Below are 21,430 nucleotides of genomic sequence, written 5' to 3'. Positions count from 1 at the left end.
GAGAGATGCCTCAATATTATTGTAACCGATGCACTACAAATAAAAAACGACTAATCAGCCATATTTGTAATAACCCCCTCAACCAAATTAACCTGAAAATGGTCGGCCGGAGCGCCGTTCAAAAAATGATGTAATATGATTGCAAAATTCTTAAACTCAGAAAACATCGGATCGTCTTCATTTAAATGATTAAGAATAGCGCTATTGATGAGTTGATACTGCTTAATTCTATCCCATCCAATATCGTTAATGGCTAATTTATCGGCACTTCGCAGTCTATAAAAATCATAAATCATATCAAAACCAGTCCAGCCATCATATTCGTCCGATAATATCTGCGCTTCGGGAATGGAGGCTTTAGAATAATTTAACAAATCCCGGCCCGAAGACTTCAATAAAAACGTTGTAAAATCCGCCGGCCAATCGCTTTTCAGAAAGCGCAATCGCACCAACTCCTTCAAATGCCAGCTGGTAAACTCGTGATAATCGGAAGCCGACAATATATCATGATCCCATCTGTTTTGTGCTCCGATGCTTGATAAATACGCATATTCTTTTTCGTACAATGGGAACAGTTCATTAAATCGAGGGACCGAATCCAAAACAATTGTTTCCACCTCCATTAAATCTTTATTTTTAACCGTCAGCAATTTGTAAGCAGGAATGTAGGCGGCTAAAGAAGGGATCTGAACATTAATCAAACAATTCCCTGTTTCCGACTTACGAATACCGGTATCATTAATATGCAAGTGTCCGCCAAAATGCAGTTTTATTCCGGCATTGGCAAAGATACGGGCGACATCTTCCTGAGGGACTCTGTGCGTTTGCATTTTACCAACCCCCATCAACTCATTAATATAGGAACTCGCATCATCATTAAAATCGATCATTGGGTAATGACTAAAAACAATCAAAGTCTTACCATATTTGGCTGCATTCTGCGTCACCTTTTTTACCCATGAAATTAAATGGGCTTTATGAGAGAGCACATTATTATACCCGACACTGGAACCCTTATAATTAGAACCAACTTCGGGCTGTCCTTTCACCTTTTGGGTAGGCACATATACATTGGCATCAATGGCCAAAAACCATACATCTTTTTCAGGTTCTACCAGATAGCTCACATCAGGTATTGGGGTATAATAAGGCGGAATTAAATAGTTACGGAGACGCAAATCAGCCTGGAGCAGCGCTTCCCGAAAATTATAATCGGAATAATCGTATTTAGAAAACGGAGTTTCCCAGTAGAGATCTTCTTTTTTTGGGAAAAAGCCATAATCATGTAAGTAGGTAATAATTCCTTCGTAACCCATTTTGCGCACATCCTGAGAAAACACAACAGGAAGTTCTTCTGCGCTATTAGTGGTAAACCGGTCTTTTTGACTCGATATGATTTGCGATTTCCCATCTTCACCCAAAAAATCACTTTTCCAGGCATCTATATCATACGGACGAACAGGGTCGTGATTGCCGGTGGTTGCTAAAAAATGAATGCCGTACTCTTTTGAATAAGTATCCAGAATCTGTTGCAAACCACGCACATTAACGGGTTGACCATCGTCGCTAAAATCACCGGGAAGCACGACATATTTAACGCCTCGATTAACGACATCATCCAATGCCGCTAAAAAAGCGAAATAATTTTCATTAAAAATACGGGTAGAATTCAGTTGTGCCTGCATAGTGCGAGCCATCACGTATTTCCCATTACCCGGATTCAGCACCCCTTTATAATCAGAATCATTTAAAGTACCATAAATATCCTGTAAATGAATATCGGCCATAAATGCAATTTGAAGTTCATCGGATGATTCTGTTTTGGCTGTTTTGCAACCAAAAATAAAAACCAAACAAAGACCAAATGCGGCATACTTAATAAGACGATTCGTAGTCATAATATTTCAATTCAATAATAAATTCAACTCTACTTAGAGTCTGTCTATAAAGTCCAACTTCTGCGTTACGCTTGCTCTCAAAATGGTCATTTACGGGAGTAAACTCACATTTTTCGAGCTGCGCAAGCCTTGAATTTGAACTTGATAGCTCAAACTCCCGACTTTATGGACAGGCACTACTTAGTGTTTGTCCATAAAGTCAACTTCTGCGTTATGCTTGTCATAAAAACAGCTATTTACGAAAAGTAAACGCCTTGATTTTTATGACTTCGCAAGCCTTGAATTTGAACTTTATATTTCAAACACTTAGTTTATGGACAGGCACTACTTAATTTTTGATTCGGCGGGAAAAGCATAACTCTTCTTCCATCCACCCAAATCAATTAAAATCTGATCAATCATCACACCGGGATCCACCATCCATATTTTAAGCGTGTGCATGCCCGCTTTATTTACTATCTGAGGCACTGACTTAACGGAGGCATTTTTCAATACATTCTGCATCCACTCCTCACTTCTTCCAAAAGTCTGAAAATCGACGATTACCGGATCGGCATCATCAACAGCCACCGCACAACGAACACCCCCGTCACTATTGGGAGCATGGGTCGGGATGGCCTGCAAATACACATGGGCTTCACCAAAATTAAAAGTATAAAAATCATATTCCAGCACAGGACTGTTATCCACAATAGATTGTAGATGAAACTGAGAATCTGCAGAACGCGGCAAGGCTGTTACCACTTTACCGCTATAACCAATACCCTCATAGGTTTGCCAGTCAGCTTGTTTACCTGCTTTCTTAAGGGAATAATTTTCGGCATTGATGGATACGAAACCTTTATCTTCAATATGCCCTTTGTAATGCTGTAGTTCCTTTAACTTAGGATTAAAAACAGAGATTCCTATGCTAATAGTTGTATCAGCTGTCACAAAATCAATGGATGAATTGACCTTATAACCAGGAGGAATCAACTGATAGTCGTGCCCCAAAGGAGCTTCCTTTTTATTTTTTCCAACCGGAACTTTATCCCAGTCGATACTCACCCATATACGTTCTTCCGGTAACTGATGGTTGATAGCACCCTCTGTTTTCGAAATTTTAATCCAGTTGGCATTAGCCACCGCCTTCCAGTTTATTTTCCCATCACCCTTTAAAAACAGATCTATAAAATAGCGGTTATGGGTATAGGCATTAAAAACAGGCAATACATCAGCAAATGAATTAATCACATTGTCATTCACCTCCATCTCGTAACTCTCCAAAGCCAGGCCCAGCTGTGCCTCATCCTTGTTAACTCCCGCAGCTATGATGGGAGTCGAAAATACAGGCAAATTTCGCGGAGACATATTCATAATGTGCTTCCACTTTCCATTTTGCAGTCGGCTATTAAAATAATCTGTTTCCTGTTGTATTCGCTGATAAGCCTCCAAGGATTTTTGCCCCAGATAAGCAGCACTAAACCTTCCTTGCTGCGCTGCAAACTTATTTTTATAGGCATACAACCATTTATGGTTTATATTTGCTGCACCCACCACTGGATAGTACACCAGTTCATAAAAGGCATCCTGTCTATTGGCCGCCATACGATCTCTCAACGCAATGGCATTATCCACTAATTCCTGATACGCATCAATTCTTTGGGAAACTTCATCCCCGTAATGAATCTGACTTAATGTTGTTTCACCAGCTTTAGTTACAGGTTCCACTGTACTCCAGGCCATGAATTCAGGACGACGTTGAAAGGCCAGACGATAATATTTATCCATCAACTCAGTCACCGCTTGGGCATTTTTCTCACCAAATTCTCTGCCTGCCCAATATTCCATATGCGTTTTAACACTTTCACTTTTTTCAAATGAAGACATATCCCAGGCCATATCCAGAAATAACTCAATATTATATTCATGCGGTTTTATATCGCCACAATTTAAAATCCACAAATCACGGGACTGAAATTCAAAGGCCTTTGCCATCTCCTCCCACATTAAAACAGGATTTGTTGAATTAAGCCACAGATAATCATGAGGACGTCCCCAGTATGAAGTATGATAATACACACCGGCACCTCCCGAACGTTTCTGTTCCTGTACATTACTCAGTTGACGTATGTACCCATAGTTATCATCGGTCCAAACCAGACTGATATCCTCTGGCAGTTCCATTCCATTTTGATAATATGTTAATACCTCTTTGTATGGAATAAAAATCTGGGGTAATTCCTCTACCCGCTTGCCTGTTTTTTTACGCAATATGACTCGTTGATCGCGCACCACCTGCTCCAGCAATTGAACCTGCGATTCCGTATCATCGGCACCCACAATCATCGGCGAATCATGTTCCCCACGCATACCCATGGTATACATACTCTCAAAACCGGCACTTTCACCTGTTCTGGATTCAAACAAATGCCTGATGGTTTCAGAATTGCTATCATAACGCCATTCGCCCATTTTCTCACTGTCCCACTCTGCATTAATATTACAAAGCATCGGTTCACAATGAGACGTACCCACAACGATGGCATAATCATCCGCTACCTGTTTGTTTTCCGGATAAAAATAAAAAGGTTTGGTACACGAATGCATGGCCGGCCAAATGGTATTGGCACGCAAACGCAACAACAACTCAAACACCTTCGCATAGGTTTTGGGGCCAATATCTCCCGTTTCCGGCTCATAATTCAAAGCAGCCCAGCGCTGCAAGCCCCAATCTTCATCGTTTAAAAAGAGACCCCGGTATTTCACCGATGGAGAACCATAAATTCTGTTCTCAACAGCAATGGTCAGATTTTCTTTTTTTCCCGGTGTTACATCAGCCCACCATTCCCAGGGTGACACACCAATCATTCTGGAAATCTCCAACAAGCCAAAAGCTGTAGCCCGGCGATCGCTACCCGAAATAACCAATATTTGACCCTGATTATTGTCCGGATTCGCAATTACTTGTAAAGAATAAGTCTCCCACTTACCTTTTACCTTACTAACATCCAGATTCTTATTTGAGATAAATTGATCAATCAGCCTGCTTTTTCCAATCGTTCCGGCCACAATCCCCATTTCCTTGATCGCAGAAGAAACCTCCGCCTTTTTTCCACTGACTTTTAATATATCAGACGCCAACATATCTGCGGCAATATGAACGACTTTTGCTTCCTTTTTATCTATCGCAATATTTACAATGTGGTGTCCTGATGCTATTGGAAAGTTAGTTGCTTGTCCACTTACGCCATTTACCCGCACCACTAAACCAATAATTATTGCTATTAGAATTATCTTGTTTTGAAACATAACCCTTTATATTTTCATTAAAATCACTAACTACTTCGTTATTCGTCCTGCGCCGGTATTCTCTCGTAGGTATTTCCTTCAAAGGCCACTTTGAAAGATGAATTATAAAGCCTGGTTGGTATATAATAATCCGTTGAAATCACCTGAGCGCCCGATGCCTTTGCTTTGTCAAAGCGCGTATAATCAAGAATTCTGGACTCCCTGGTGGCTGCATCTGCCCGTGTTCTTACCATATAACCTTTCGCCACCAAATCCTTTATATAGTCAAAATCGCGAATTGGGTTGTTGATGATTCTAAATGCAGCCTCAGGGTTTCCTTCGGGACTATTCACAAAAAGGATCCTGTTTTCCAATCCGGCATGCCCTTGAAGATATGAGGCGATTTTCTCTGCTTTTTCATCCAGCACAAACAAAAAACGCCCTTTCATCGCCTCCAGACCGGGCCAACCATTTTTCAGCACGGCTTCTTCCAGTGTCTTACAATCACCCCTAACCAAATCAGGCGTAATAAGATCATCTTCAGATAGAACAGCACTGATTTCCTCATCCAACCGATCAAATGCTTCTTTGGTAAAAGGCAGCGGATCCCGTGTTCCTTCCACCTTTTGATCCTTGGTATTCATCAACACAAAAACCGGTGTGTGGGTTGGATTTTCGTCGGACCACTTTTTCATCATCTGTAAACAATCACTAAATAATAAATGATGACTTCTAAAGTCAATATCCTGAATATGAAACATCTTCAAACCTGGTTGTGCCAGCTTATTAAGGGTATCGTATGGCAACGGAGTGATCCCATTTTCACGCAGTATGTCCAGTCCTTTGGGATTCGAGAAATGGCCCCCATCGGGATCATAAAAAACATCTAACTCTATATTTCTCAAACCCAATTTCAATTGTTCCAAAATGGGAATATGCGCATATTGCAAAGACAGTGCTTTTGCCGAGTCCTTCTGATACAAAAGATTCCACAATGGTTTTTCAATTTCTATTTTATAGGAATTATGACTTCCTATAACCTGTATTTCGTTTAAGTGCGTTTCCGGCTTACTGCAAGCAGATAAGACAAACACTAAAAACGTGAAAAATATATATCCCCTATTCCTTTTCATCTATTTATAATTTGTTTTAGTTGTCAGATGAAACTCGCCGCAATTCATCATCCTCCTGTGTGTGAAATAATTCCCATGGCTCATTTCATATAAATCAGATTACAGATTGACCTGCTCTCTCAACACATTTCTTATTAGGCTGTTAAATTACACAAACACGATTATAAAAGGATGAATAAAACAATCACAGACATGGACAAATTGCTCAAAGTGCGAAAAGCCGTCTGAGGCATTCGAAAATTTATGATACAAACAAATTGAGCAGAAAAATTCACTTTTTAAGCTCCTCTCTCTGCTCAGTATTATCTGCGTCCCGTAATTCTTTTACTGCTGAATCTGCAAAGTATTTAACCCTTCATTAAGTTTCAGCATTTTCTTATTTCTAAACACACGGTTGTTAAGCAAAATCTTATTCTTACTGTTCAGTAAAATGAACTCCCCATTCATACCTTGGGGTAGCTTTATTTCATAAACCGGATGGCCATCTTTACCTACCTTATACTTAGCCTCTATAACACCCTTGATGGTAGGCACTTTGATGTCTGAAAATTCCAGCCCATCTAATTGAGGTTTAATTTGTACTTCAGCAAAACCTGGTGTTTGGGGCGTCACTCCCCATAAATGACGGGTAATAACATTCAACGGGGCCGTTCCCCAGGCATGGTTCCAATCTGAGTTGGGCTTATATTTCATATCCCAGGCCTCCAATGCCATGGTAGACCCTATTTTTATCATATTCCACCAGGAACGGTCACTTTCTGTTTCAGTAATCAGTTGCAGGGCATATTCGGATTCATGGGCATTAAACAATGCCTCGAGCAAATACTGTGCACCATAAACACTACAGGCCATGCCCCGTGTCTTTACAAACTCAACAACCGTCTTCGTATATCCATCGGGAACAAGGTTAAAGGCCAGTGGAAACATATTGGCATGAAGAGACGCATGCGTAGAACCTTCTCCATCAACATAAACACCTCGTGATTTATCAAATAACTTTTCGTTGATCACCTTTTTTACTTTGTCGGCTTTCTGATGAAAAAACTTAACATCATCTGTTTTTCCAAGATAACCGGCTATCTCCGACATGAGATACATATTATAATAATAGAAAGAATTAACCACCGTATTAACCGCCATCATTTCGTAGCCATCACGCTCTCCCGCCGCGGTGGCCAGTTTCCATCCTGTGTCCTTCTGAGCAGGCGGCCAATCAACAATATCTCTTACTTTGGTTTCCGGATTACTAAATCCCAATTTTACAATTAAAGATGAATCTAACTTCGTCGACTTTGAGCTTATTAATCCGTCCTCACGTTCCAGATCCATTAAGGTTCTTACTTTCAAAACATCATAATATTTCTCAAGCATATCAGCCTTTCCTGTATACATATAATCCTGATAAAACAGCAATACTGTATGAAGAAGCCATTCGGTTGGCCAGGTGGGATGATGAATGAAATATTCATTGGTTCTGCGTGCTATGGCATAAACACTATCTGCAGCATAATGACTCAGCTGATTGATATAGGCATCCGCCTCATAAGGAATACGTTCCCTGTCCCCATCCACATAATAACCGGCAAAGCTGGTGGCCTTAATGGTATGCTTACACAAATCCCATACAGCATTTAAAATTGTATCAGACGACGAAAAAGTGCCTGCCTCATCATTAAATTTATAATGATATACCTTTTGCCGGATCTCCAGCTCTTCCATTGGAATCTGAAGATTCTCCAGTTCACAATATCTAAAAGGCATGATCACACCAAATGACGGGGGAAGTGAAATGGCTCCCGGTTTGGTATTTCGCTTATCGGCCTTCAGATTAACCACCATATCCTGATGGCCTGTTATCTGATCAAGTCGCACTTCCTGATACCGGATGGTACCGCCCGGGTTTCTATCTATTTTATGCGTTGTGATTAATTTCTCACCTAAACGAACAATCAGACTATCCTTCTGATCTCTTTTGGAGCGCAATACCACCGTGCCAAAATAAGCCTTACCAAAATCAATAAAATAGTGTCCTTGCCCCACTTCAACAATCTGCCGGGGACTAATCAGTTCCCATTCAAAATCATTTTCATGTGGCACATCGGTTATTTGGCCTTGCACGGCGAAACACCCCAGCAAAAACAGGAGTTGTAACACATAAGACTTGCCATTGAATGGCATCTTTATTTTTTTCATACTCCCAAAAATAAATAACATAAATACTGGTGACTATTTAATCGTACAAATCTTATTTAACCGGATATCTTTTGACGATGCGCCTATCATAAATTCGAAAGCTCCCTTTTCAAGTTGCCATTCGTCACAATCTTCATCCCAAAACATCAAGGCAGATATGGGGACTTCAAATTTAATCGACTTCGTTTCACCACGATCAAGAGAAGTCCTTTGGAAACCGACCAGTTGTTTCAAGGGGCGTTGCACAGATGATTTTACATCTCTCACATAGAGTTGCACAACCTCATCGCCTTTTCGCTCACCTGTATTTTTAACCTTCATTGAAACCGTAACACTTTCTTTGTGTTTAGAGATATTCATATGAGAATATGCAAAGGAGGTATAACTCAACCCATAACCAAAAGGATACAGAGGATCTCCTTCAAAGTATTGGTAGGTTCTTCCATTGGAAACTTCATAATCGTTCATGGGTGGCAAGTCCTTCTCTGATTTATAAAAAGTAAAAGGCAATCTTCCTGCCGGGTTATAATCTCCAAACAGCACATCAGCCAGAGCCGTACCTCCACTCTCACCAGGATACCAACACTCTACAATAGCCGGAACATGCGCCTCCATCCAATTAACAGACAAAGAACTTCCGGCTACCAACACAACCACCATATTTTTATTGATGCTGTAGATTTCCTTTAAATAAGCTATTTGGTCCTCAGGAAGACCTAACTCCACCCTATCTTTCCCCTCTTTTTCAATGGTTTTATTGATTCCCATGACGGCAATCACATAATCGCTCGTTTGAGCCGCTTGTTTATCTTCTTCGTACAAATCACCTGAATTACCCGGTACTTTCCAAAGTAATTGACAAATAGCATCACCTCCATTGTCAAAATACTCCAACTTAATGGCATATTTCTTACCTGCCTCCATTTTAATATCCACCTGATCGGTTGTTGTACCGCGGTTGTGCCACTCATCAACCACCAATTTATCATTTAACCACAACCGAATTCCATCATCTGAGTTTACGCCAATTTTATAGGCACCTGAAATATCAGGCACAATATAACCAGTCCACCTCATGGACTTATGGCGATAATTACTATATGAATCCGGTGGCTGATTTACCGGGTCAAAATTCACCACTTTATCTGTACGGGTTTGTGGCGTCCCTTCTAAAAACTTATCATCATAATACTCAGCATACAAACCCTTTTCATCATTCATATCATTACGCAAATATTCCGACTCAAGTAAGGACAGGTTTCTTGCAGCTGTTTTCCATTTCACATGTTGTATCTCTACCCGGTCTCCCACTTTATTTTGGATTCCTTTAAGGGGAGAAACAGGAGATATCACAGGCAGACCACTATAATCACCAAAAACGACCTGGTCGGCATTAAAACCAACCACTGCAATTTTCTTTATTTCATTCGCTTTCAACGGTAATAAATGGGTCTGGTTTTTAAGCAACACAATGGACTGCCTTGCTGTTTCCAGTGCCAGATCCTGATGCTTTTTCGAAGCAATGACATCGGGCGAAATTCGGGAATAAGGATTATCCTCTACCGGATCAAAGATACCCAATTTAAAACGAGCCTCCAGCACCCTTCGAACCGCCTTATCAATAGAAGCCTCGCTCACCAGTCCCTCTTTAAAAGCAGGAACCAGGTAATTTCTATAGATATCGTTACCACACTCCAAATCCAGTCCAGCCTCTATAGCTGCTTTTGCAGCCAGCTTTTTATCGGCCACAAAATGGTGCGATTTCTCCAGGTAAGTTAGTGCGCCACAATCGCTCACTACATAACCTTTAAAACCCCACTCATCCCTTAAAACATCGTTTAGCAACCAGCTATTGGCAGAACAGGGTGTTTGGTTGATGGCATTGTAAGCGCTCATTATTGACTGTGCCTTACCTTCGGTTATACAAGACTTAAAGGCAGGCAAATAATACTCCCGCAATGCGCTTTCTGAAATATCAGCGTTACATGCAAACCTGTTTTCCTCCTCGTTATTGGCAACAAAATGTTTGGGCGTAGAAACCACCTTTAGGTATTTTTCGTCATCACCCTGGAGCCCTTTAACAAAAGCCACCCCAATTTTACTGGTTAAAAAAGGATCTTCACCATATGTTTCCGGGGTTCGTCCCCAACGAGGGTCTCTGGCCATATTGATGGTGGGCGACCACATTGTTAGCAGGTCGCTATAAGGGTTCAGCTGATCTTTACCCTGATTATAGAAGTTCCATTTGGCCCTGGCTTCATCAGAGATGGCTGTAGCCACATCATTAATAAGCGCAGGATTCCATGTGGCAGCCAGCGCTATGGCCTGTGGAAACACGGTAAAACGTCCACCTTTAACTACTCCATGCAAGCCTTCATTTCCGTGATAATATTTGGCAACCCCCAGACGTGTAATTTCCTCTGATGTGCTGACTAACAAAGATACCTTTTCCTCTATAGTAAGGCGATTCAACAAATCATCCACCCTTTTTTCTACAGGTAAAGCTGTATTTTTAAAAGGATAACTATTTTGAGCAATGCCAATAAATGGGCATAAAGCAATCATCAATATAAGAAACAACTTCATTTTCGTAATTTTCTATTTAGTATTTATCTATAAAGTCAACGACTTCGTTATGCTTGCCACAAAAACAGTCATTTACGAAAAGCAAGCTCCTTAATTTTTATGACTTCACAAACTTCAATTAAATTTCTCAGCTAAAGACCAACACCTTAAGGACATAAAACAACCAAAGACACAATCGGACAATCCCGATTCATAAAATCTATTTATTCAATGCATCCGTCATTTCTAAAACCAATGTGCCCCCTTTTACAATATCACCATGCTGAATACTGAAACTATTTAACAGCTGATTATTCAACTTTATTCTTTTAACATAAAAATTATCATCGCTATTATTATTGGTCTCTATCACAAAGGTTTCGCCCGGATAAAAATCCGGATTCAAATGAATCGTTACCCGATTAAATATTGGGCTTCCGATTTGATATTGAGGATTCTCCTCAGTACCACCATTCATTTGAAACAAACCTAATTTCAATAAGACAGATAAACTCCCCATTAAACCCTGATCTTCGTCGCCATTAAAACCTGTGGCAGGACTCAATCCGGAAAACACTTTATTCACGACCTTACGAGTCCAGTACTGTGACAAATCAGGACGGTTTAACAGGTTAAACACCTGCGCCGTTTGCATAGAAGGTTGATTTCCATAATTGATAGGTATGCGTCGGTATTCAGGATGTAGCTCCCGATCATGAGAACCACCAGAAGTAAAGCCAATTTTTTCAGCTGTTTCAAACTGAGTATTCAGTTTTTCCACAGCCTTTTCTTTACCACCCATCAACTCGGCTAATCCTTCAATATCATGTGGAACAAACCAGGTTGACTGAGCTCCGTTGGATTCATTAAATCCTGTTTCATACTTATATGGATCCAAGGCTCCATGCCATTGACCATTCACCTCGCGAGGCCGCATCCAACCGGCTTCCTTATCAAAAGTATTTTTGTAATAGCCAGAGCGCTTTAAAAAATACTGGTAATCTTCGTGATGCCCCAGTTTCTTTGCCAACTGGGCCAAGGTCCAGTCCTGATAAGCATATTCCATCGTTAAACTTGCGCCATCCTGATGAAAGCCGTAATCTCCTTCAGGGAGGGGATATGGCACATAGCCTCTTTCGTGATAGTATTTAAATCCTCCACCAATGGATGTTTTGTGTTCATATCCTGCCTTCTCCATTATTCCACCAGCACTATGTGTTATCTTTAATGCCTGATAAATAGCCTCCAGATCATCCTTGACAATTTCTTTTTGAATGGCACTAACGATAAAAGGTGTTGAGGACGCCCCGGTCATCACATAAGTATAATTACCGCCGGAAGGGCCACGCGGAACAATACCGCCATCGTGATAATATTGCATTAAAGACTGAACAAACTCATTCATTATTTCGGGATACACCAATCCCCAAAGGGTATTAATGGTCCATTGAGCGCCCCAAAAAGCATCTGAATTATAATGATTAAACAAAGGTTTCCCCTCATTATCCAAAGGCAATTGGCCAACTCTAAAGGTATGACCCGTATTGTCCGGATAAGCGCCATTGGCATCACTAATGATTCTGCGCCCTTGCAAGGCATGCCACAAGTCGGTATAAAATCTTCTTTGAGCGGTATCGGAACCGCCTTCTATCTCAATACGACTTAGAAGACCATTCCATTCCTCTTTCGACGCATGAACCACCTGATCGAAATCCCAATGTGCCAGTTCGGTCTGCATATTAACAGCCGCATTTTCAACTGAAGTATAAGAGATCCCCACTTTCATTAATACTTCGGGGGCCTTATTTAAAAGACGAACCAGGTAATTTCCTGTTTCACCATCCCTAACAACAGACTCCACCTCAGTATTTAACGCTACCTTAAAAAAAACTTTGGTCGGTTTAGGGCGTCGTATGGTTGGTGCATTCACCAACTCACCCGTTAATTCCTTATCCCCACTCTTTACCAGCTTTCCATCCACAATATCACAAGGGCCCAATTTCCCGTTTACATTAAATAAAATAGCAGCTGGTTCATCCTGGGGGAAAGTATAACGATGAAACCCCACTCGTTTAGTACTGCTTAGCTCCACCTTTATTTTATACCTTTCCAACTCGAGAAAATGATAGCCGGGGGTTACTTTTTCGCTTTCATGACTAAATTTAGAATAGTAGTCGGTATAAACAGACTTTTCACGATCCTTTGATACAGTAAGGGGCATCACAGAAAGACCCGCTAACTGCCATGCGTGAATATGACTGAATCCTTTTACTGTATCAGTTTTATAACGATATCCGCTTCCCCAGGCGCCTCCCACTTGCGTGTCCGGGCTCAGGTTTACCATCCCAAAAGGACGACAGGCGGAAGAAAAAAAGAACCAACGTGAATTTTCCGTATCCAGCAAAGGATAAACCAGATCAACAGGTTCTTTAACAACGGCTTTGTGCTGTTTTGAATCTGGGGTACTGCAATAACTAAAGCATAACAATCCCAACACCCCTATGTTAAGCAATATACCTTTCACATTCTTGAACATTTTCTTTTTAGTCGGCTTCATATTCACTATAATTACTTGACTGATTACCCTGATTTTGGTTAATCAACACGTCACATGTTCCTTACAAAACAATAATTTTTATCTGCTTAAGATTAATCGTTATTTAAAGTCTGGTTATAGCAACAAAAAACAGCAAGCGAACAAAAAAATACGGACATCCTTTTTCGCATACCATTACAGATCTGTTTTTCCTGTCCATTTGCCCCCTCAACAACACAACGACCTACCTACATTGCCTCTGTTACATTCTTTATTTCAACCAGATCCTCCAATTCAGGGAAACCATTATTAGGCCTTCGTATGGCAGGATTATACCAATTTTTCCACTTTGGATTCATATCGCCACGCATACGTGTGGCAATATGCTCCTGGAGTAACATGCGGGCATTTTCTACCTTCTCCAATGCATCCTGCTTTTCAAGCTTATTTCCCGATTTTTGATATTTATCGCGAGCTATGGCAATATTCTGCAATTCGTTTTGGTAGTAAAGCAACTGTCGAATCAGTAAAACAGGCAATTCAACCTGATCATGATAAAAATAAGCTTTACTTTTTTCCACCTCTTTACCTTTCTCAACAAACTCCCAGGCGCTATCAATGATGGCCATACGCTGATCCAAATCGGCACTATACGCTCGTTGATAACTTTCGCTATTCTCAATTAAAGCATCGGTTTTTAAATGCTGATGATACATCTTAATACGGTAGAGTATTTCAACATAGCCATCTTCATTTAGCTGTGCCTGGTGCAGATGTTTATAGGCTGAAACCACATATTCAGCTGCGTCCTCCCCAAAATAGTAGCGCGTCCATTTCCGATAAAAATCTTCACCGTCAAAATCTTTATATGACTGGGCAACCTTTGAGAAAGCCGTAATATTTAAAATAAACAAACGAAATGTTTGCCCGTTGACCTGTAAATACTTATTGGCGCCATAGGTATCAATAAAATGAGTCATGGTTTCGTCGATAAGCTCAGGACAAGGATCAGGCACCGTATGATTGCGCCAGAAACCGGCATGCATATACGTTCCAAAGTCATAACCTTTAGTACTCTTAGGTAAGTATTCGAATCCGAGCCAGCCATTATCACTCCAGGCAACAATAAAATCCTTTGGCGGATTAAAATCTTCATTAAAAATCTCCATCCCGTCATGATAGCAAATCAGCACTTTAACAGCATCCGGATTATGATTATCTATTAACTTCCCAAACTCAGCATACACCTCATTAAACACTTCGGTTTTATCTTCACCGCAAGTACTCTTGTATTCCCAATCCCATACTTGATTTCGGGGACGAAGCGAGAATATATCACATTTACCCACAGGCGTTTTCTCCAGGTAGTAAGTCCAGGCTTCTATCCATTTGTCCTTATTCTCTTTCCAGCAGCTAGCTTCAGCCTCACTTAACTGATACAACTTGTAACCCAACGACATATCAATCTGAACCTTCATCCCTTTCAGGTGGGCATAATCGATGAGCTTTTCAATATACTTAATATCAATATCGTAATCAGGTTTCAGTTTTTGGTAGGCTTCGCGTAAGAAAAACTCAGGCCGTCCCAACATATCGAACAGCTGAATGGCATTATATTTTAACCGAACCAATGAATTAATCATTTCGGTATACGTCTCCCAATCGTACTCCAGCAACTTACCCCGGTAATTTGCCAATTCATCCACATCATTTTCGAAATAACATAAAACAGGAATTTCAGGAGGCGCAATTTGTCGGTTTTCGAAATCCAATAAATCATTGTCAGATATAATATCAGGCGTTCTCCCGGTCCAGTATTCAAAAGGATCAATACCCAACACCTCGTGTGAATAATCATATATCGCATATTGTAATCCCTGAACATCAGAACCTGCTATCACAATAGCCTTTCTTCCTTTTTTTAAAGGAACTTTTGCCCAAATACCTCCACGCGGCCCGGGTTTTTCGTCAGATAAGGATATTTCATGACTACCGGCCAGCTGAGCTATTTTATGATGACTATCAATAGTCCCCAATAAATACACCACTCCATCCTCCGGCATATCCTCGGACTCAGTGAAAATTTCGATATTTTTATCCGTTACTTTCATCAGGTCCCTTTTCAAATCCTGAATAGCATTTTTTTCAAGATCTGTTGCATTGTCCCCTTGTACCAAATAAACCCCGTCGATGGATGAAGTACATGCATTTAATATGAATATCCCAACCAGTAAGTATAATAGCTTAATTGTCATATTTTTTAAATTACATATCATTTTATTTTTATTTATGATATTATACACCCTGCAAGCAAACATCAAATTGCCTGACATAAATCGTCCGCACACCTCTTTTGAAAATCCTTTTTATAAAAAATACAATCCCCACTTCTCTTGAAAAAGAGAAAAATGTATCTGTGTAAAAAAGGGATAGCAAAACAGATGGATATCTGAATTTCGCGTTCAAAGACATATTACCTGAGCATGTATAAAAAACACATGCCCGGGTATTGTAAACGAACTATGACCAGAGCCTGTCCGGAAACTAAGTGTTTGAAATATAAAGTTCAAATACAAGGCTTGCGCAGCTCGAAAAATGTGAGTTTACTCCCGTAAATGACCATTTTGAAAGCAAGCGTAACGCAGAAGTTGGACTTTATAGACAAACACTAATTAGTATTCAGGATTCTGCTTTAGTGAACCATCAGACAACTCCATTTCAGCAGAAGGAATAGGACGAACCAGGTGAATATCTGCATCAAACGCACCATGATCTATTACATGCGGATTATACATATTAATTCGTTCCTCCAGTTTTCCTGTTCTTTTCAGAATATTCCATCTATTGGACTCACCAGCCAACTCCATTGCTCTTTCATTTAAGACATCATCAATGTCAATGGATACGTAATAATCGGAAACGCCGGTAGCTCTTTCATGAACTTTATTAATATGTGCTAAAGCAGCCGTCATATTTTCCGCTTTCAGGTATGCTTCGGCGGCTACTAAATGGGTTTCTGCGACACGAAATACATAAGTATCTCTATATCCACCTTCGGTACCTGCTGAATTTTCATCATTGAATTTCCTGAAAATCGGAAAATTTGTTTTAATCTGGTTATCTGAGTATTGATAAATGACATTTTCAATATTATCGCCTACCGCATCGTAACCATATTGCCCAGGCTGATACACGAAGTATCGATTTAATTTATCTTTTAAATCAGCCGTGGTTAGCTTATTCTTAGGATAATAAATAATTGTATCGCCAATATTTATTTCATCAGTACCATAACCGGAAGTATACGATGTGGCTTCGGTTGCTAAAAGTGCCCGAAATACCGTTACCTCATCACGGGTGTCATTATCGTCAAACAAACCATAGAAAAAATCGGTAGGCATTGCCGCAAACACCACCTCACCATAAGGACTTGTTGTACGCTCAATCCCGAGATAATTAAAGACCTGGTTCATAAGAATACCTTGTTTATCGTTATCACGATCGTCGGCTTCCCCACCCTCGCCATATTGAATAGAAAATAAAATCTCATCATTTTCCTGATTATCATAATCAAAAACCTCAGCATAAGTTTGGCTTAAAATATCATAAGAATCAATGGCTAATTCAGCATACTGAGCAGCTGTTGTGAAATCATCAGAACTTCCAAAAGATTTATAACCGCGGGTTACATAAACATCAGCCAGTAGATGCTGAGCAGCTCTTTTGGAAAAACGCCCAAATTCAGGCGCGGACTCCAGGTCTGGAATGGCATCTTCAAGATCGGCAATGATTTGATTAAAGACCTCTTCCTCGCTGGATCTTGTATAACTAAATGATATATCATTTACATCATCCAACACAAGTACAACACCACCAAATTGTTGCACCAGATTATAATACGCCAATGCTCTTAATCCTTTGGCTTGTGCAATACCATAAGCTTTTGCAGTGGCATTGCTTTCGCTCCAACTAATAACATTTTCGTATTGATCGATGGTCGAGTTGGCATTACTAATAACCTTGTAGTTAGAATCCCAAACGCCCTCGACTCCGCCTACCGAAGAAGTCATATTGTAATATTCGTTCAAACTATTATTACTGTAAAAAGCATTTTGAGTGGTAAAAATATCGGTCCCATAAAAAGCGGTCGCATATTGCTTATAAACATCACGCAACGAACTATACATACCAACCACCAACTCATCTGCGGTGTCTTCTGTTATGTAACTTTCCGCGGTAATTTCAGAAGGATTTTCTTCCTCTAAAAAACTTTCGCATGCATTAAATCCCAATAAGAGACTTAACATCGAGCATGTATATATAATTTTCTTTCCTAATTTCATTGCTTTAATTTTTTCGGTTACAACTTAAGTTTCAATCCAAATAAAACAGTCTGAACTGAATAAGCCATGTTATAAGAATTCTGCAAACCAGTTTCAGGGTCAGGACCTTTATAATCGGTAAATGTAAATGGGTTTTGAAGATCGAAAGAAAGACGTAAACTTGAAATATTTAACTTCTTTATAATTTGTTTTGGCATATTATACCCAAGGCCGATATTACCTACTTTCACAAAAGACATATCAGCAAAATACCATTCGTCGTCAGAGCCAACACCGGGCATAGGATTTGTTGAATTCTGATTATTGGGCGTCCAATAATCCATATCTATATGATTGAATGTGGCTCCGTCACCATTGTGTGTGGCAAAATGCGAGTAAAATTCAGAGTGACCAAATACACCCTGACGGGTATAAACCATTACTGATAAATCAAGATTTTTGTAGCTGAAATTATTGGTCATTCCGCCAGTCCAATCCGGAGAGTGCGAACCAATCACTACTTTATCATCTTCGGCAGAAAGGATACCATCATTGTTTTGGTCTTTAAATTTGTATTGACCGGGGACATATCCATATTTATCAGCCTCTTCGGCCTCATCCATTTGCCAGATTCCGATCTTTTCGTATGCATACATGGCATCAATTGGTTCACCAACCATCAGTACGCCGTGCGTTCCGTAAACTTCTTTTTCAATATCATCGGTTAACTCAACAACCTCATTTTTGTTTTTGGCAAAATTGAAACTTGAGCTCCAGCTAAAGTCCCCTTTTTGTATATTAACCGTATTTAAGACCAGCTCTACACCACTGTTACGAACAGAACCGTAGTTTCCTTCCGATTCAGAAAAACCTGTTAGTGCCATTAGTGTTTTTCCCAATATCGCATCAACAGTCTTCTTGTTATAATATTCAGCTCCTAACCTTATTCTACTATCAAAGAAACCAAGATCCACGCCAATGTTATACTCTTTTGAACGCTCCCAGCGTAAATCATCATTGGATAAATCATCAATCACCTTTGCTGAGGCCGATTGATTGCCAAAAAGATAGGAATCATCGCTTAAATAAGCCTGCGAAGCATACCGACTCACAACCCCATCATTCCCTGATTCACCATAGGATAAACGCAATTTTAAGTTCGACAACCAATCTTTATCAGCCAGAAAAGGTTCCTGACTGACTCTCCAGGCAAATGCTGCCGACGGAAAAAAGGCCCACTTATTTCCCTTCGCTAATTTGGAAGATCCATCATAACGACCGGTAAATGTGAAAAGATATTTTTCATAGATATTATAATTAATACGGGAGGCAAAAGAAGTCAATGTTTCTTTTGAATAAAATGTACCATATTCCTGTATATCATCTCCTCCGGCAGTATTGTAATAAGAATAAGAGTCAGAATCGATATTACGAACCTGCAAAGCCGAACCTTCTTCTTGTTGAAGATAGATAGACGAAATTAAGGTCGCCTTCAGGTTATGCCCTTCTCTGACATTAAAATCAAAGTTGGCAATATTATCCCATGTATATGAATTTGAATAATTTGCCCGATAATAGGACCGTGTGCGACTTTGATCGTTACGCGCTGTTTTAGTCAACAAACCCCGATATTCACCATATCGTTGGGTAATCAGCTCCGGTGCAAAATTTGTTTTAAAATTAAACCACGCTGTCGGTTTAATTTCAATGAATGCATTGGCAATAATATTATACTTTCTGGTATTCACATTCCATGAACCATTTGCTTCATGAAGCGGGTTGATAAAACGTACATCCTGCGCATCAGGTACAGTTTTAATGGAACCATCTTCTTCATAAGCACTTACCGTTGGCGCTAAACGAAAAGAACTTCTGAATAACTCCATACTCCCTTCTTCGCGATCGGAATAAGAAAAATAAGATCGGATTCCGGCTGTTACAACCTTGCTTATTTTTTTAGAAAGAGATGAGCTTATATTGTAACGTTCGTAATTTTCAATTCCCACTAATCCTTCATCTTTGGTATAACCCACAGAAGCATTATAAAGCAGGCCTGATTCTCCGCCTGAAAAACCCAAGGTATGACTTGTTTGAATACCTGTTTCTTTTACTAAGTCAATCCAGTTGGTATAATTTCTATTGGCCACATTATTTCTTTCATCTTCGTCGTAGAATTCAGTATCTGTATCAATCACCGTATTATTCCAATCTTCTACACTGGCAACACCATCTTCCCATTGGCTTTCCCATTGACCTCCTCTTAGTGCGTCAGAAACATAGCTAACATATTCATCTCCATTGTAAAAATCAGGAGTATTAGTAGCCGTATTCACACCAAAAGTGCCATCGTAAGTAACTTGCATTTTACCGCTTACGCCGTTTTTTGTAGTAATAATAACTACCCCATTGGCACCTCTTGAACCGTAGATAGCTGTTGCGGATGCATCTTTTAACACATCCATTTTTTCGATATCCGAAGGATTTAAAATGCTCAAATCATCCATAAATACGCCATCTACAACATATAGTGGTTTTGACAAGTCATCATCCAGGTCATTACTAACACCATCCTTTTTAACATTGGTATTCTTAAGTACCGTATTACCCCGAATTTTAATGGACAACTGCGCACCCGGTTTAGAACTCAATCTGCGCACATCAACACCCGCTACCTGTCCTTGAATTGCTTGTCCAACATCCGTTTTATTCATCTCGGTTAACTTTTCAGCACCAATGGATTCCACAGAACCTGTTAAATCACTCTTTTTAACCGAACCATAACCAATAGCTACCACCTCATCAAGGCCAATAGCATCAGCAACCAGTTGCACATCGATAACGGCCTTGTTGCCAACCTTTATTTCCTGATTTGTAAATCCTACAAAAGAAAATATAAGCGTCGCAGCAGATGCGTCAGTAATCATTAACGAATAATTACCGTCTATATCCGTAATAGTGCCCGAGTTTGTTCCTTTAACAAAAACATTTACACCCGGCAATGTTTCATTACCTTCATCTATAACGGTTCCCGATATGGTTCTTTGCTGAGCCCAACTAAATGAAGTCATCAAGCATGCGATAGCCAGCAACAAGAATCTGGTTTTAATCTTTTTCATATAGTTTAATTTTTATTAACGGCTCAAATGTAAAGCACATCCTTTTTTAACACATGGATTATCAGACCAGAGACATGGATAAATTATCACACATTGATTATGTGACGATTACACACAGAAATCATACAATTAAAATAAATATACGACCTAATATAATATACAATCGTAACCACCGATTAATGTTTATTAAACAATTGCAAAAATCAGAAATGGGATATGGACATTTTGATCATACAGATGGATATTCTATTCTTGCGGATTACATTCTGTATGAAAAAAGACAATCATCTTAGCGACAAAAAAACTTTACTGTTGAAGTTTCCCTGCGAAAAGCATATTATCAGCAGGCATTTGACAAATTTTATTCATAAACATCTTTCATGTACAGCAACTTCTG

Annotated in this window: 9 protein-coding genes; all 9 read right to left on the bottom strand. The window is 39.8% G+C overall.

What is annotated here, in order from left to right; translation table 11 throughout:
- Nucleotides 1–50: 50 nt before the first annotated feature.
- The 9 genes from ACT3CD_RS11660 to ACT3CD_RS11620 all read right to left on the bottom strand — a co-directional run bounded on the left by ACT3CD_RS11660 (nt 51) and on the right by ACT3CD_RS11620 (nt 21,033).
- Nucleotides 51–1,898, bottom strand: a complete 1,848-nt coding sequence (locus ACT3CD_RS11660; RefSeq protein WP_444645807.1) for a metallophosphoesterase — start codon at nt 1,896–1,898, stop codon at nt 51–53.
- A 324-nt stretch (nt 1,899–2,222) separates the two neighbouring features.
- Nucleotides 2,223–5,189, bottom strand: a complete 2,967-nt coding sequence (locus tag ACT3CD_RS11655) for a glycosyl hydrolase 115 family protein (RefSeq protein WP_444645806.1) — start codon at nt 5,187–5,189, stop codon at nt 2,223–2,225.
- Nucleotides 5,190–5,227: 38 nt separating this feature from the next.
- Nucleotides 5,228–6,301 (bottom strand): phosphatidylinositol-specific phospholipase C1-like protein, encoded by a 1,074-nt coding sequence (locus ACT3CD_RS11650; RefSeq protein ID WP_444645805.1) that lies wholly within the window; start codon nt 6,299–6,301, stop codon nt 5,228–5,230.
- Between the two features lie 324 nt (nt 6,302–6,625).
- Complete coding sequence (locus ACT3CD_RS11645; protein WP_444645804.1) at nt 6,626–8,494, bottom strand: alpha-L-rhamnosidase-related protein; 1,869 nt, start codon at nt 8,492–8,494, stop codon at nt 6,626–6,628.
- A 33-nt stretch (nt 8,495–8,527) separates the two neighbouring features.
- Complete coding sequence (locus ACT3CD_RS11640) at nt 8,528–11,080, bottom strand: glycoside hydrolase family 3 C-terminal domain-containing protein (protein ID WP_444645803.1); 2,553 nt, start codon at nt 11,078–11,080, stop codon at nt 8,528–8,530.
- A gap of 199 nt (nt 11,081–11,279) precedes the next feature.
- Complete coding sequence (locus ACT3CD_RS11635) at nt 11,280–13,616, bottom strand: GH92 family glycosyl hydrolase (protein ID WP_444645802.1); 2,337 nt, start codon at nt 13,614–13,616, stop codon at nt 11,280–11,282.
- A gap of 227 nt (nt 13,617–13,843) precedes the next feature.
- Nucleotides 13,844–15,850, bottom strand: a complete 2,007-nt coding sequence (locus tag ACT3CD_RS11630; protein ID WP_444645801.1) for a glycosyl hydrolase 115 family protein — start codon at nt 15,848–15,850, stop codon at nt 13,844–13,846.
- Nucleotides 15,851–16,267: 417 nt separating this feature from the next.
- A complete protein-coding gene (locus ACT3CD_RS11625) occupies nt 16,268–17,938 on the bottom strand; it encodes a RagB/SusD family nutrient uptake outer membrane protein (protein WP_444645800.1) in 1,671 nt (556 codons plus the stop codon).
- A gap of 17 nt (nt 17,939–17,955) precedes the next feature.
- Entirely contained in the window at nt 17,956–21,033 is a 3,078-nt protein-coding gene (locus ACT3CD_RS11620; RefSeq protein WP_444645799.1) for a SusC/RagA family TonB-linked outer membrane protein, read from the bottom strand.
- Between the last annotated feature and the right edge of the window lie 397 nt (nt 21,034–21,430).

The sequence above is a fragment of the Geofilum sp. OHC36d9 genome, assembly GCF_052400685.1.
GTDB lineage: Bacteria > Bacteroidota > Bacteroidia > Bacteroidales > Marinilabiliaceae > CAZHHH01.
The sequence above is the reverse complement of the archived record's forward strand: the minus strand, read 5'-3'. Positions and strand labels throughout refer to the sequence as shown.